This is a genomic window from Psychrobacter sp. AH5, assembly GCF_040371085.1.
Taxonomy (GTDB): domain Bacteria; phylum Pseudomonadota; class Gammaproteobacteria; order Pseudomonadales; family Moraxellaceae; genus Psychrobacter.
The window spans coordinates 1662647-1676856 of sequence record NZ_JAMBMT010000001.1 but is presented as its reverse complement, the minus strand read 5'-3'; the positions used below and the strand labels follow the sequence as shown (position 1 = coordinate 1676856).

The following is a 14210-nucleotide window of genomic DNA, read 5'->3' as shown; positions in this document are numbered from 1 at the left end:
AACAAAATAGCTATGCTGGGCTGATCTTTATTTTGATCAACAAGCATGATTAAGGATGACTATACAGACAAGGAGAATATAATGTCTGAGCTAAAAAAATCGTTAGGAACGCTCGATATCATCGCCTTAGCCTTTGGAGCTATGGTAGGTTGGGGCTGGGTAGTATTGGCAGGTGGCTGGGTATTATCAGCGGGTACTTGGGGCGCGATGCTAGCTTTTTTGCTAGGCGGGCTTGCGGTGGTATTAATCGGGGTGACTTATGCTGAGCTGGCCTCATCCATGCCTATTACCGGAGGTGAGCACACTTATACTCATCGGGCCCTAGGTGTGAATGTCTCCTTTATTTGTTCATGGAGTATTTTGTTCGGTTACTTCTCAGTAGTTGCTTTTGAAGCGGTGGCACTGCCAACCGTAGTAGAATATTTTATCCCTAATTACAACCAAGGCTACTTATGGACGATTGCAGGCTGGGAGGTTTATGCCACTTGGGTAGGCGTTGGTATGCTTGGTTCAATCATCGTCACTTGGCTCAATATTCGTGGTATGGAGGTCAGTGCTTGGTTCCAAAAGTTAGCGGTCATCGGTATTTTATTTGTAGGTACTTTGCTATTCGTCGGAGCGGTGCTTTATAACCCGGCCGATGCACAAGTGGTACAAGCGCCAGCTTTTATTGGCGGAGCGGCTGGAGTCATGGCGGTTATTGTGATGGTGCCCTTTATGTTTGTCGGTTTTGACGTGATTCCGCAGGCAGCAGAAGAGATTGATTTGACTCGGCCAAATATTGGTAAGTTTTTGATTATCTCAATCTTAGTAGCAGTTATGTGGTATGTGGGCATCGCTTGGAGTGTCGGCACTACGCTACCTTTGGTACAAGCTGAGAATTCAACCTTAGCGACAGCGGATGCGATGACCAATGCCTGGCAAGGAAAATGGGCGGGCATCTTGCTAGTTATCGGCGGAGTACTTGGTATTTTATCAAGCTGGAATGCTTTTTTGATCGGGGGTAGCCGTTTGCTTTATGCTATGTCAAAAGCAAAAATGCTGCCAGCGTTTTTGGGTAAATTACATCCCAAATACAATACGCCGGTCAACGCTATTTTATTAATAGGCGGCTTAGCGACTTTAGCACCTTTGTTTGGTCGCAAAATGCTAGTGTGGATCGTGGATGCCGGCGGCTTTGGTATCGTTATCGCTTATACTTGTGTTGCTATCTCATTTTTAGTATTGCGCTATCGTGAGCCTGATATGGTAAGGCCCTTTAGAGTACCTGCAGGCAAGTTGGTAGGTATAGTCACTATCGTCTTAAGTTTTGGTCTACTGGTTCTATATATGCCCGGTATGCCATCAGCACTTATCCCTGTTGAATGGTGGATCTTCTTTGGCTGGACGGTACTAGGAGTCATACTATTTGGCTATGCAAAATCTAAATATCCAGGTCAAAGTGAAGCTATCATGGCCGAGGAGCTACTCCAATTAAAAGTAGTCAACCAGCTTTGGCTAAAGGACAACTTTACCAAAAAGTAAAGCTCACTTTGATAACAACCAGCAGATAAAACACCAGCCCAGTATAATGATTATATTGGGCTGGTGTTTTATCATTGAATAGCACTAAATATAAAATTAGCCTGTCTATTTATCGATATCTTTGCCAGTAGTGGCTGAGGTAGCTTTTTTGTGCTCAGCGTTGTGAATCGAGTTTTTAGTAACAGTAATCGGACTTGTTTGCTTGTTAGAGCCAATAGTCTTAATCGGTGACTGCTCAACAAGATGGTTGGAGGGTTTACTCAAAGTTTGCACGGCGGACTTGAGATGTTTTCTCAGCTTCTTCGCCGAATCACTATTCGGCTTTGCTTGCTCCTGCATCAACGACTCTTCATATAATTCTTGATAGACAGCAAGGGTCTCAGCGATCATCTCGCGCATAGTAAATTTATTAGTCATCTCAGGACGAGTTACGCTTTCTAATTGACTTCTAACCACTTTACATAGCGCTTGAGCATTATATTTTTTCACCAGTCCTTGCGGATACAAAGGCTGCAGAATCTCACTAAAAGCCGCTTGATCCCAGCCAATAACCGGCGTACCTAAATGGATAGCTTGTAGCGCATTAATACCGATAGACTCCGGCTGATTGGCTAGGGCCATAACGATATTGGCCGCTGATAACCACTCACGCATATCATTACGCTTGCTACCGACATAAGTAATGTATTCCCCTAAGCCCAAAGCATTGGTACGCTGACGAAAATCCTCATGGGCCACATCGCCTTCTCGATAGTCCTCATCCATAATGATGGCATGAATGTTTGGAAACTGCTCTTTTAGATTACCTAAGATATCGATAAGCCACTCTTGCCCATACTCGTTACCGATAATAGTAGGAAACACCAGCCATTTTTTGTGCTCAAGCTCAGGATATTCAGCGAAAGTGCGCCGTAACCAGTAGACTGAAGGATTATGCCGATAAGGATAGCGGCGCGTATCAATACCTCGATAAATACGTTTGATATGTCTGGGGCCAAGCTCTTCGCGGCGAATACCTTTTACCAAATAATTAGTTACGCTATCAGAGACGGTAATAATCGTATCGACATCCAATAGCGCTTGTGAATACTTATTAATCGGATAAAAGCCGTACATCGTTGAGACCAGCTTGGGCCGACGTTTTACTTTGGCGCGTTTGAGTGCTAAATGCAGTATCCAAGCCGGCGTACGTGAGTGCACATGAATGACGTCTGGTTTGTAATTCTCAATCAAATGACGCAGGGGAGCCACTTGCAATAGCGATAACCAAGACTTCTTATTCATATGAAGCTGATGGTATAAATTACCGTCGCGCTCTAAACGCTTTACCAGCTCATTATCATCATCAGCGCTAGAGACAATAATAGAGGTATGGCCGTTTTTGACCAAAGCCCGCCCAAGATGAAAAATACCGCGTTCGGATTCATCATGTTTCAAAGACGATAATAAGCGCATTACTATCATAATAAAAAAGATAACTCTAGATTATATTAAGCTTATATTGTCAGTCATAAACACAAAAAACTCAACCTTATAACTTGGCCGAGTCAGATAAATAAGTTCAGATAAATATAGTCAATAAGGTTAGCGATTTTTTTGCTATCTTCTTTTTTCAAGATAATCAGCATTAGGCAAAATCTGTTTTTCACTCAGATATTTCCAATAACGCTGCGGCATGTGCTGTCTATGCAAGCGGTTGTTTTTACGCTCTTTAATATTGATATTGGTAAAGTAGCCTTGCCAAAAACGCTGATAGCGCTGCTCATCGTCACTATGAATGCTAGCGGGGTTGCGCAGCACTGCCTCATCTAAGTCAGTAATGGTTTGTAGCTCGGCAGGACGCGAAGGGGTGCTAAGGCTTTTATCATAATAAATACCATAACCACGCGCCAAATCATAAATCGCCCAGTGCTGATCTTGATAGCGCTGACGAAAATGCTCACCTATGATCGGTAACACATTAAAATCAGGCTCAATACGCGCAAAATAAATATCATCGGTGGTGTGCTCAAAGCGTACAAAAGCTTCCATGCGATGATTTTCACGATGTACGGACTTGACCGTTTGCGCCAGCTCCAACACGTCTAAATGTCCCAAGTCTTCTAATACCTGCCGCTTAGGATAGTCAATAGCATATTTGACAATATGAAATAGGGTAGTGCCGATATTATCTTTTTCAGACAAAAACCCCCATAACATTTGGCGCATACCGGAGCGCCCAAGGAGTTTATTGAGTTTGATAAGTACGCGCTGAGCTTGTTCATCATTCGTGATAACGCTAGCAGCGCTGCTAATTAAGGAGGGAATGTATTTATCCTCAGCGATAAGCTGCAAAGACTCGTCATGTTGCATTTTGCGCTCATAGACTTGGTAGACGGCTGTGAGCCAACCCTCAAAGCTTGGCTCATATAATAAAATACTTGGCGTTAGATTACCGACGGCAAAGCTGTTTTTTAAGGCAAGTTGCGACATAGTTTATCCCAAAGCTTTTTGTAGTGAATTAAAACAACGCCATCTGTCCGCTCCGCTGATCTTTATACTTCGTTTGCGTTTGCGCCAGCACGTACTGGCGAAAATTATTACGGGTTAGATGCGCGAGGTGCTCGTTTTTGCCAGTTGTAGCGATAAAGTATTTGGCGCGATTGACCGCCGCGCCCATTTTTTTGAGATGCTCTAAAGTAAGCTGATTAAACTTACGCGCTTTGACAATCTTTTTAGCCGTCTTCGTGCCGATACCCGGAATGCGCACAATCATCTCATAACTAGCGGTTTGGATATTCACCGGAAAATGCTCGCGATGACGAATCGCCCAAGCTAGTTTGGGGTCGCAGTCTAGATCCAGAAATGGTGAGTCAGGCTCAACGATTTCATGCGCGCCAAAACCATAAAAACGCATCAGCCAGTCTGCTTGATACAGACGATTCTCACGTATCATTGGCACCGGCGTCCCAATCGCTGGCAGACGTGAATCCGTCAACATCGGTACATAACCGGAATAATAAACGCGCTTGAGATCATACTGTTTATAAAAGTGACTTGAGAGCTGAATCACTTGCAAATCAGTCTCGTTGCTCGCGCCAACGATCATCTGGCTAGTCTGCCCTGCTGGCACAAATTTTGGCGCTTTTTTATGAGTTTTACGGCTCTCTTTAATGGTGATGATTTCAGTTTTGACCGTCTCCATCGGCGCTTTAAGCTCATCGTGCGACTTTTCTGGCGCTAATAGAGCCAATCCTGATTTGGTCGGAATTTCAATATTGACGCTTAAGCGATCGGCATAAAGTCCGGCTTCTAGTAGTAATTCTTTGGAGGCGCCAGGAATGGTCTTCAGGTGAATATAACCGTTAAAGCGCTCACGAGTACGCAAGATTTTTGCCACTTCCACCAAGCGCTCCATGGTGTAGTCGCCACTTTTAAAAATACCTGAGCTTAAAAATAACCCTTCGATATAGTTACGGCGATAAAATTGCATGGTCAAATCAACCACTTCTTCTACACTAAAAGCGGCGCGCGGCGTGTCGTTACTTTTGCGAGAAGTACAGTAAGCGCAGTCATAAATACAATGATTGGTCAGTAAAATCTTAAGCAAACTGACGCAGCGTCCGTCTTCGGTATAACTGTGGCAGATACCGGTGGCTGAGGCATCGCCAAGACCGCCGCCTTGGTTTTTGCGCGTGCCAGCAGAGGAGGAGCAAGAAACATCATACTTAGCGGCATCGGCCAAAATATTGAGCTTACCTTGAAGTCTTTCGTAATTGATGGTTGCCATAAGTGCAAATTACCCATTCATTAATAGAATACTATTTTAGCAAATGGCTCTGTAAGTCACTGTAATTATTGAAGAATTGGTAAAGATATGCGACAACTGTTGTCGCTTGATGGCATATAAAAAAAGGCCTTGAACCAACAAGACCTTTTATTAATTTTATTGCAAGCTATTTAACACAAGTCATTATTGCACTTTAGCGCGAATAACTACCGTCTGTGGAGAGTTGGCAGGCAAGCTAGCTAAGTTCCACTTTAGACCAGAATAATTCTCTTGCACTACGACAGTATTGCCGACTTGTTGAATGGTTTGATAGCTATCGCCGCCAGTCGTCGCCAAAGTAGGTAGCGGACTGTTTAGCGACACCACTCTAACGCCATTGGGCAGCGAGACCATAGCATTGATATCACTAATAGGTCGCGTGCTACTATTGGTATAAGTGGTGTGGTATTCGATGATGTCACCTGGCTTAATACTATTGGCAGGCACCGCCACATCACGGCCATTACTATCTTTTAGAATCTTCATCACTTTGGTGTTGGCATTAACGATACCAGGAGTGCTAAAAGTTGGATTTAACTGCAAAGCGTCCAAAGTTAGCGTGGTCGTAGACGGACTGGTAATCACTTGACTAGTCACGGGGCCGGTAGTAACTACATCGGTAGTGATCATGGTCGATGAGCCTTGATGAAGGGTATAGCGCGGCACAGTAGTCACTTGCGTCACAGCATAAGGCATGCCGTCACGCATACTAATACCGCTTGGCGTACTAGTAATAGTCGCAACTTTACCGTCAGAGTATTGCTCAACGACAGTAGTGCTGCCAGTGACCGGCTGATTAATAGTAATCTCAGAGGCGGCGCTAGCGCTAAAACTCAATAGCATCAAGCCGGTCACGCCAGCCGCCAAAACCGTCTTTTTGATAATATTATCTACGCTCATAATAAAGTCCTCAAAATAAATACTCAGCTATTGGATGAAAATCTAACTGATTATCTGCTAAATATAGAGGGCTAGAACAGTAGCATTGTGTAATTGGAATAAAAAAGACCCCAAATGATAAAGGAGAATGCCTTTAATCCGTTGAGGTATTTTAAGAAAGGCTGAGCTAAATTAGCTATAGATCACTTTCATCACTTCGTACTCGACCACACCTTTAGGGGTTTCGATACGCACTTCATCGCCTTCAAATTTGCCGATTAAGCCGCGAGCGATAGGCGAGTTGACTGAGATTTTGCCAGCCTTAAAGTCTGCTTCATCGTCGCCGACGATTTGGTAGCGTTTTTCCTCTTCAGTGTCCATGTTTTCAATAACCACGGTCACGCCAAAAACCACTCGACCTTCTTGTTTTAAGGTTGAGGTGTCGATTACCTGAGCGCCGCCAAGTTTGGCTTCGATATCACGAATACGCGCTTCACAAAAGCCTTGTTGCTCACGAGCGGCGTGATACTCCGCGTTTTCTTTGAGATCGCCATGTTCACGAGCTTCAGCAATAGAGGCGGTGATACGCGGACGATCCACCGTTTTTAATTGTTTAAGTTCCGCTTCTAGAGCGGCGTGTCCTTCTGGAGTCATAGGGTAACGTTGCATGTTTTTTCCTTAAACCAATAACAGCACACCATCTCCTACTCCCAGTGAATAGTGAGATGGTGCTGTTATTATGACAATGAGTGTGCCATATAATATAGGCATAATATGGGGGTAAAACGACCTAATAAAAAGCATAGTAGCAGTGATGCCACTATGCTCTTTACAAAACTTTAAGAAGTACGATTTACAATAAGCTCTAATCTACTGAATTTATCAAGTTAAGTCAATAGAATATAACTACCCCTCAAAGCGCTACTGAGCGACAGGCTTAGCTTGTGCATGTAAGTCTTGTAGCTTATAAACCGCAAACGGCAAGTCAATAGCGTAAGATTTGCAGACCGCTTCTGCTGCGCCTAGTGTGGTGACATAAAACACTTTACCAAGTAGCGCGCTACGGCGAATAGAGAAGGAGTCCTCTTGCGCTTGCTTACCTTCAGTGGTATTAATAATCAAATCAATCTTGCCGTTTTTGACCGCGTCAACGATATGCGGGCGACCTTCGGTGACTTTATTAATCTGCTTACACTCAATACCATTATCCGCCAACACCGCTTGCGTGCCCGTCGTCGCGACGATCTCAAAGCCATAGTCTTTAAGCTGACGCGCCACAGGGACGATTTGTTCTTTGTCGCTATCACGCACCGAGATAAAGACCGTTTTGGTCTCGCCCTCAACAGGCAATCCGGGCAGGCGCTCATTACTACCGATAACGGCTTTATAAAAGGCCTCGCCAAAGGTTTTACCTACGCCCATGACCTCCCCAGTCGATTTCATCTCAGGACTTAGAATAGGATCAACGCCTGGGAATTTGGCAAAGGGAAAGACTGACTCTTTTACCGCATAAAATGACGGCACAATCTCAGTAGTAAATCCTTGGTCTTTTAAAGAAGTACCCGCCATACAGCGAGCGGCCACTTGTGCTAATGAGGTACCGATGCACTTTGAAACGAAAGGCACGGTACGAGCGGCGCGTGGATTGACTTCCAAGATATAGACGGTTTCACCTTTGACCGCAAACTGCACGTTCATCAGACCGACGACGCCAAGCTCTTTTGCCATAGCAACCGTTTGCTCGCGCATCACATCGCACAGCTCATCCGATAATGAATAAGGCGGTAATGAACACGCTGAGTCACCAGAGTGCACGCCAGCCTGTTCGATATGCTGCATGATGCCGCCGATCACTACGTCAGTACCGTCACAGACACAATCGACATCGACTTCAACAGCATCATCTAAGAAGCGATCAAGGAGTACTGGCGCTTCGTTCGACGCTTGTACTGCGGTGCGCAAATAGTGCTTAAGCTCGTCTTCGTTATAAACGATCTCCATCGCCCGACCGCCTAATACGTAAGAGGGGCGTACTACTAGCGGATAACCGACGTCTTTGGCTTTGATTAAACCATCCTCTAAGCTAGTGGCCAAAGCGTTGGTTGGCTGCACTAGGTTTAACTGCTGAATCATGTGCTGGAAGCGTTCGCGATCCTCAGCGCGGTCGATAGCATCAGGGCTAGTACCGATGATGTTGACGCCAGCTTGCTCTAGCGCGCGAGCAAGTTTCAGTGGCGTCTGTCCACCGAATTGCACGATAACGCCATCAGGTTGCTCAATACGGACAATCTCTAATACGTCCTCTAAGGTGATGGACTCAAAGTAGAGGCGATCTGAGGTATCATAGTCGGTCGAGACGGTTTCGGGGTTGCAGTTGACCATGATGGTCTCATAGCCATCTTCGCGCATGGCAAGAGCCGCATGGACGCAGCAGTAGTCAAACTCAATGCCTTGACCGATACGATTCGGGCCGCCACCTATGACCATGATTTTCTTTTTATCGGTTGGATTGGCTTCACATTCGCTATCGTAGCTTGAGTACATATAGGCGGTGCTGGTGGCAAACTCTGCCGCTGCGGTATCGACGCGCTTATAGACCGGATGGATATTCAAATCCCAACGCTTGGCACGTAGCTGCTTTTGCGAGATACCCAGTAGTTTGGCTAAACGCAGATCAGATAAGCCTTTGCGCTTAAAGCTACGCAGGTTTTTCTCATTTAAATCACCAAACCCAAGCGCTTTGATATGCTCTTCGGTTTTAATAATGTCTTCGATTTGTACCAAGAACCAAGGATCGACGTTAGTGAATTTAAACACTTCATTGACGCTCATGCCGATACGAAAAGCATCGCCGATATAGAAGATACGATCAGGGGTGGGTACCGTCAAACGATTGATAATCTCGCTACGGGCTTTTTCAGGTTTCACTGCCGCTAAGTCAATTTGCTCATCGAAACCATCGGCGCCAGTCTCAAGGCCGCGCAGCGCTTTTTGCATCGACTCTTGAAAGTTACGGCCGATAGCCATCACTTCACCGACTGATTTCATCTGCGTCGATAAGATATTATCCGCTTGCGGGAACTTCTCAAAGTTAAAGCGTGGAATTTTGGTAACGACATAATCAAGCGTTGGCTCAAAGCTAGCAGGAGTAGCGCCGCCAGTGATATCGTTTTGCAATTCATCCAAGGTATAACCAATCGCAAGCTTCGCCGCGATACGGGCAATCGGGAAGCCGGTTGCTTTTGAGGCTAGTGCTGATGAGCGCGACACGCGCGGATTCATCTCAATGACCACCATGCGACCATTTTTTGGGTTAATACCAAACTGCACGTTAGAGCCGCCGGTCTCAACCCCAATTTCGCGCAGTACTGCCAGTGAAGCATTACGCATGATTTGATATTCTTTATCGGTCAAAGTTTGCGCGGGCGCCACAGTGATAGAATCGCCGGTATGCACACCCATCGGATCGAAGTTCTCAATGGTACAGATGATGATACAGTTGTCGTTTTTATCACGTACTACTTCGGTCTCGTACTCTTTCCAGCCGATTAGTGATTCATCAATCAACAGCTGATGAGTAGGCGATAAGTCAAAACCGCGCTCACAAATCTCGATAAACTCTTCGCGGTTATAAGCGATACCGCCGCCTGAGCCGCCCATGGTATAAGAGGGACGAATAATACACGGATAGCCCATTTTTTCTTGAGTGGCAAACGCCTCTTCCATGGTATTTGCGATCTCAGCGCGCGGACACTCAAGGCCGATACGCTTCATCGCTTTGTCAAATAAGTCGCGGTCTTCTGCCATCTCGATGGCGTCTTTGGTCGCACCGATTAGCTCACAGCCGTATTTTTCTAACACGCCATTACGGTCCAGCTCTAGGGCACAGTTGAGTGCGGTCTGACCGCCCATGGTTGGCAAGATAGCATCAGGGCGCTCTTTATCGATGATTTGCTCAACGGTTTGCCAAGTAATCGGCTCGATATAAGTGGCATCAGCCATTGCCGGATCGGTCATGATAGTGGCTGGGTTTGAGTTGACTAAGATCACTCGGTAGCCCTCTTCGCGAAGGGCTTTACACGCCTGCGCGCCTGAATAGTCAAACTCGCAAGCTTGACCGATGACGATGGGGCCGGCGCCAATGATAAGAATGCTTTTTATGTCGGTACGTTTTGGCATAATGTTTTTAAGTCCTATTTTGGCGGGTGGGGATTTCAATTTAAAATAGTGTGTTCAGATTTAGTTAAATTGGTATCATCAGGCATATTATCCCAATAATCTGTATCAAGTTTTTTTATGCTAATAGTTTGTTCAACCTGAACACCTAATCCATATTTATAAATATATTCAGCAAGTTTTTGACCGTCTATTAAAGCAATTCTTGCATTAGATAAATTTTGCGCGTAAGCAATTGCATCGGCAGAAAATCTTGAAGTAGTTATGAATACGCCTTTGTTTGCGTTATCACCAAGCAAGGCACCGGCGAAACTCTGAATGTCTGGACGTCCAATAGCGCTGGCTTTGTTATAACGTTTTGCTTGAATATGTATTCTTCCTAAGCCTAATACATCTTCATAAATTTCACCGTCAATACCACCGTCTTTGACATACTGTGTCACTCGGCCTGCTTTTTCAACTGCACCGCCATATCCCATTTTTTGTAGAAGCTCAACAACTAGACGCTCAAAAGATAAAGGCGTTTTAGTTAAAATAGTATCTAATATTTCGTCATAAGTTTCTTGGCGAATAGTTTCATAAGAAGCATACAACTGTTCTTGAGGTGTATTGGTGTTTTGATTAGGATGCTTATCTTGAATATCTCGTGTTAACAAGGTTTGATTTGATTTCTCCGCTTGTCTTTCTGCCATTTTTTGCTTAACAAAGATATTAATATCTTCGTTACTCTTATTTAAAAAGGATTTTCCTAAACCATTGAGTTTGTAGTAACCCCTTTTTGGTCTATGTAACATTCCTGTAAGAGCGAAATAACTTAATGCCCAAGAAATCCTATCAACTAATATAAGTCCATTACCTGATTCATATTCCTCGGATGCTTCTTCCTTGGTTAGGTTAAAATGTTTTATAAGAGGTTCTGTAAACTCAGATTTTTTCCATACTTCACCATCATTTAGAAGCATCAGTATAGGCTTTCTCAAGTCATCAAAATGTGGAATACTCATTGCTATTTCTTAGCCTTTTCCATCATCCCAGCAAACTTAGCAAACAATTCAGCCGCATCATGCGGGCCAGGACTGGCTTCTGGATGGCCTTGGAAGCTAAATACTGGCTTATTGGTTAGCTCAATGCCTTGGTTAGTACCGTCAAAGAGTGAGCGATGAGTGGACTTTACATTATCCGGCAAAGTGTCTTCATCGATTGCGAAACCGTGATTTTGACTGGTAATCATGACTACGCCCGTCTCAAGATCTTGTACCGGATGGTTGGCACCATGATGGCCGGTTTTCATCTTGATAGTATTGGCACCGCTGGCAAGTCCGACAAGCTGATGACCTAAGCAAATGCCAAAGGTTGGAATGTCGGTTTCTTCGATGATATGACGGACGCTATCGATAGCATAGCTACACGCCGCTGGATCACCAGGGCCATTTGATAAAAAGATACCATCTGGATTCATCGCGATGACGTCTTCAATAGGCGTTTGCGCCGGCACAACGGTGACTTTACAGCCGAGGTCTACTAGCATACGCAGGATATTGGTCTTGGTGCCGAAGTCATAAGCTACCACGTCATATTTATGCTCAATATGCGTACCTAACTGTTTGAAGAAGCCACCGGTACCGCTGTCATGGCTGCCCGGCGCATCACGATTAAGCAAGGTGTCTGATAATTCCCAAGTGCCTGCTGTCCACTCAAAGCCTTCAGGATGGCAACATTCTTTTGCCAAGTCCATGCCTTCTATACCAGCGAATTCTTTGGCCAGTTGTAGAGCTTTTTGCTCGTCTTCAGGGCTGATTTCATTCCCGTTAGAGGCGGTCAAGATACAACCGTTTTGCGAGCCTTTTTCACGTAGTAAACGAGTCAATTGACGAGTATCAATCTCAGCGATAGCGACGGTATCGTGACGCTGTAAATAGTCGCTAAGCGATTCGGTGCTGCGAAAGTTAGAAGTGGATAAAGTCGCATCACGAATGATTAGGCCTTCAGCCCAGACTTGATGCTTATAATCGACGTTACCCGATTCACCATCTTCATCATTAGTACCAGTATTGCCGATATGCGGATAGGTGAGGGTGACCAATTGACGCGCGTAGCTTGGGTCGGTTAGGATTTCTTGGTAGCCAGTCATGGCGGTATTAAAAACCACTTCACCGACCCTATGACCGCTGCTACCGATACTTACCCCTCGAAAAATCGTCCCATCTGCTAATGCCAAAATTGCTTGTGTTTGTGTCGATGAATTCAAGGGTTTGCCTCCGCTATTTATGTTGATTGCCGTCATTTTTGTAGAAGTGAATTTGGTAATGAATCGATAATTTATGCTTATTTTTATGAAGCGATAAAATCAACTACAGTCAAAATTTTTCCACAAAAAAGCGAGAAGACAAATAGATGAAAAGATACTTGGTTCACATATTGGTGAAGAGTAACTTACATCATGTCCACTCGCTTAGGCACAGATTTTGAGCATTGTACTAAACTTTGATAATGAGAGCTAGTACTATTATTAAAGTAAATCATTTAAATTGATAGTTGACCGTCAAGCCATAATAATCGGGCGATAAATTAGGCGCAATGAGCAGCTGATCGTTATAGTTGGTGGTAAAATACCAGCTGCTTACCATGCCCAAAGCCGCTCCCGCTAACACATCTACTGTATCGTGCTCATCTGCTTCTAGCCGACTATAAGCGACAAAACCTGCGCCTAAATAGGCCGGAATGCTATACTCAAGTCCATAACGCTGATGGATGAAGCTTGCGCTCTGAAAAGCTGCTGAGGCATGACTAGAAGGAAAAGAATTATCACCGTCGCCATTGGGTCGCTCTTTATCAATAACCGCTTTTAGCGCATAAGTGGTCGCCACAGTAGTACCAAAAGCCTGATAAAACTGCTCACGGCCTTGCTTGTCATCCTTATAATAAGTGCTACCATAAGCGATAGCTGGTATCGCTATGGCAACGACACTTCCTGCTTTCTCTAAGCTCGAGTCGCTGCCTGCATAACTGGTTGTCAGTAAAAAAGGGCTACTGGCCAATAGCAGCAGCAAGACAGAAGAGCGAGTTGTTACACGAAGAGTCATGGCAGGATTTCCAAAGAGGCTTTTCACTATCACTATCAAAGTGCTATTATTCGCAGCGTTAGTGAGTGAGTCTTGAGCGGCCTTATTTTAGGACAACTGGCTCATAAAACCTATAAAATTTTTATAATTAACAAGGATCGTTATGATTTATCAATATTTAGATAAAAAACCTGAATTTGCTTCTCCCTTTAACGGTTGGGTCGCTGATACCGCTCGCGTCATTGGCGATGTGTACTTAGGTCACAAGGCCAGCGTTTGGTTTGGCACGGTAATTCGCGGTGATAACGAGCGCATTCATATCGGCGACTACAGTAATGTACAAGAAAACAGCGTTATCCATACTGATGCTGGTATCGAAGTAAAAATCGGCGATTATGTCACCATTGGACATTTAGCGATGCTGCATGGCTGTGAAGTCGGTGATAACAGCCTAATTGGTATTGGTGCGGTAGTCTTGAATAAAGCCAAAATTGGCAAAAACTGTATTATCGGTGCTAAGGCCTTAGTCACCGAAGGTAAAGAGATTCCTGATAATTCGCTGGTGATGGGCGCACCTGCTAAAGTAGTGAAAACCTTAACTGATGAGCAAGCGGCGATGCTCAAGCTATCAGCCGTGCATTACGCGGATCGTTGTCAAAAGTTCAAAACCGGCCTGATTGAGATGCAGCAGCCAGAATAAAGCCAAAATACTTTTATAGTTTTTAAATGTTTATAGTTTCTAAATGTAAGCAAGCGTCTTA

Annotated in this window: 11 protein-coding genes; 2 read left to right on the top strand and 9 right to left on the bottom strand. The window is 44.6% G+C overall.

Annotation, left to right across the window (positions count from 1 at the left end; translation table 11 throughout):
• Window positions 1–81 precede the first annotated feature (81 nt).
• Entirely contained in the window at window positions 82–1524 is a 1443-nt protein-coding gene (locus M0N77_RS07035) for an APC family permease (RefSeq protein ID WP_353104523.1), read from the top strand.
• 105 nt (window positions 1525–1629) lie between these two features.
• On the opposite strand, the gene M0N77_RS07030 is transcribed toward M0N77_RS07035, so the two are convergent.
• The 9 genes from M0N77_RS07030 to M0N77_RS06990 all read right to left on the bottom strand — a co-directional run bounded on the left by M0N77_RS07030 (window position 1630) and on the right by M0N77_RS06990 (window position 13470).
• Entirely contained in the window at window positions 1630–2988 is a 1359-nt protein-coding gene (locus M0N77_RS07030) for a glycosyltransferase (protein WP_353104522.1), read from the bottom strand.
• A gap of 135 nt (window positions 2989–3123) precedes the next feature.
• Window positions 3124–3996 carry a TIGR03915 family putative DNA repair protein gene (locus tag M0N77_RS07025; RefSeq protein WP_353104521.1) on the bottom strand — a complete coding sequence of 291 codons (873 nt, stop codon included), beginning with the start codon at window positions 3994–3996 and terminating at the stop codon, window positions 3124–3126.
• A gap of 28 nt (window positions 3997–4024) precedes the next feature.
• Window positions 4025–5293, bottom strand: a complete 1269-nt coding sequence (locus M0N77_RS07020) for a putative DNA modification/repair radical SAM protein (protein WP_353104520.1) — start codon at window positions 5291–5293, stop codon at window positions 4025–4027.
• A 183-nt stretch (window positions 5294–5476) separates the two neighbouring features.
• Window positions 5477–6232: a hypothetical protein gene (locus M0N77_RS07015; RefSeq protein ID WP_353104519.1), complete on the bottom strand. Its 756-nt coding sequence runs from the start codon at window positions 6230–6232 to the stop codon at window positions 5477–5479.
• 171 nt (window positions 6233–6403) lie between these two features.
• Window positions 6404–6880, bottom strand: coding sequence for a transcription elongation factor GreA (gene greA / locus M0N77_RS07010; RefSeq protein WP_353104518.1), 477 nt, complete (start codon window positions 6878–6880; stop codon window positions 6404–6406).
• A 252-nt stretch (window positions 6881–7132) separates the two neighbouring features.
• Window positions 7133–10390, bottom strand: a complete 3258-nt coding sequence (carB, locus tag M0N77_RS07005; protein WP_353104517.1) for a carbamoyl-phosphate synthase large subunit — start codon at window positions 10388–10390, stop codon at window positions 7133–7135.
• A gap of 35 nt (window positions 10391–10425) precedes the next feature.
• A complete protein-coding gene (locus M0N77_RS07000; RefSeq protein WP_353104516.1) occupies window positions 10426–11391 on the bottom strand; it encodes a restriction endonuclease in 966 nt (321 codons plus the stop codon).
• Window positions 11392–11393: 2 nt separating this feature from the next.
• Entirely contained in the window at window positions 11394–12635 is a 1242-nt protein-coding gene (gene carA / locus M0N77_RS06995; RefSeq protein ID WP_353104515.1) for a glutamine-hydrolyzing carbamoyl-phosphate synthase small subunit, read from the bottom strand.
• A 271-nt stretch (window positions 12636–12906) separates the two neighbouring features.
• Window positions 12907–13470, bottom strand: coding sequence for a phosphatase PAP2 family protein (locus M0N77_RS06990; protein ID WP_353104514.1), 564 nt, complete (start codon window positions 13468–13470; stop codon window positions 12907–12909).
• Window positions 13471–13612: 142 nt separating this feature from the next.
• On the opposite strand from M0N77_RS06990, the gene M0N77_RS06985 reads away from it, so the two are divergent.
• Complete coding sequence (locus tag M0N77_RS06985; protein ID WP_353104513.1) at window positions 13613–14149, top strand: gamma carbonic anhydrase family protein; 537 nt, start codon at window positions 13613–13615, stop codon at window positions 14147–14149.
• Window positions 14150–14210 lie beyond the last annotated feature (61 nt).

What these genes read in the sequence shown, in the direction of transcription:
- M0N77_RS06985 (WP_353104513.1), top strand. Translation starts at nt 13,613, where the DNA reads ATGATTTATCAATATTTAGATAAAAAACCTGAATTTGCTTCTCCCTTT.
- M0N77_RS07000 (WP_353104516.1), bottom strand. Translation starts at nt 11,391, where the DNA reads ATGAGTATTCCACATTTTGATGACTTGAGAAAGCCTATACTGATGCTT.
- M0N77_RS07025 (WP_353104521.1), bottom strand. Translation starts at nt 3,996, where the DNA reads ATGTCGCAACTTGCCTTAAAAAACAGCTTTGCCGTCGGTAATCTAACG.
- M0N77_RS07030 (WP_353104522.1), bottom strand. Translation starts at nt 2,988, where the DNA reads ATGATAGTAATGCGCTTATTATCGTCTTTGAAACATGATGAATCCGAA.
- greA (WP_353104518.1), bottom strand. Translation starts at nt 6,880, where the DNA reads ATGCAACGTTACCCTATGACTCCAGAAGGACACGCCGCTCTAGAAGCG.
- carB (WP_353104517.1), bottom strand. Translation starts at nt 10,390, where the DNA reads ATGCCAAAACGTACCGACATAAAAAGCATTCTTATCATTGGCGCCGGC.
- M0N77_RS07015 (WP_353104519.1), bottom strand. Translation starts at nt 6,232, where the DNA reads ATGAGCGTAGATAATATTATCAAAAAGACGGTTTTGGCGGCTGGCGTG.
- M0N77_RS06990 (WP_353104514.1), bottom strand. Translation starts at nt 13,470, where the DNA reads ATGACTCTTCGTGTAACAACTCGCTCTTCTGTCTTGCTGCTGCTATTG.
- M0N77_RS07035 (WP_353104523.1), top strand. Translation starts at nt 82, where the DNA reads ATGTCTGAGCTAAAAAAATCGTTAGGAACGCTCGATATCATCGCCTTA.
- M0N77_RS07020 (WP_353104520.1), bottom strand. Translation starts at nt 5,293, where the DNA reads ATGGCAACCATCAATTACGAAAGACTTCAAGGTAAGCTCAATATTTTG.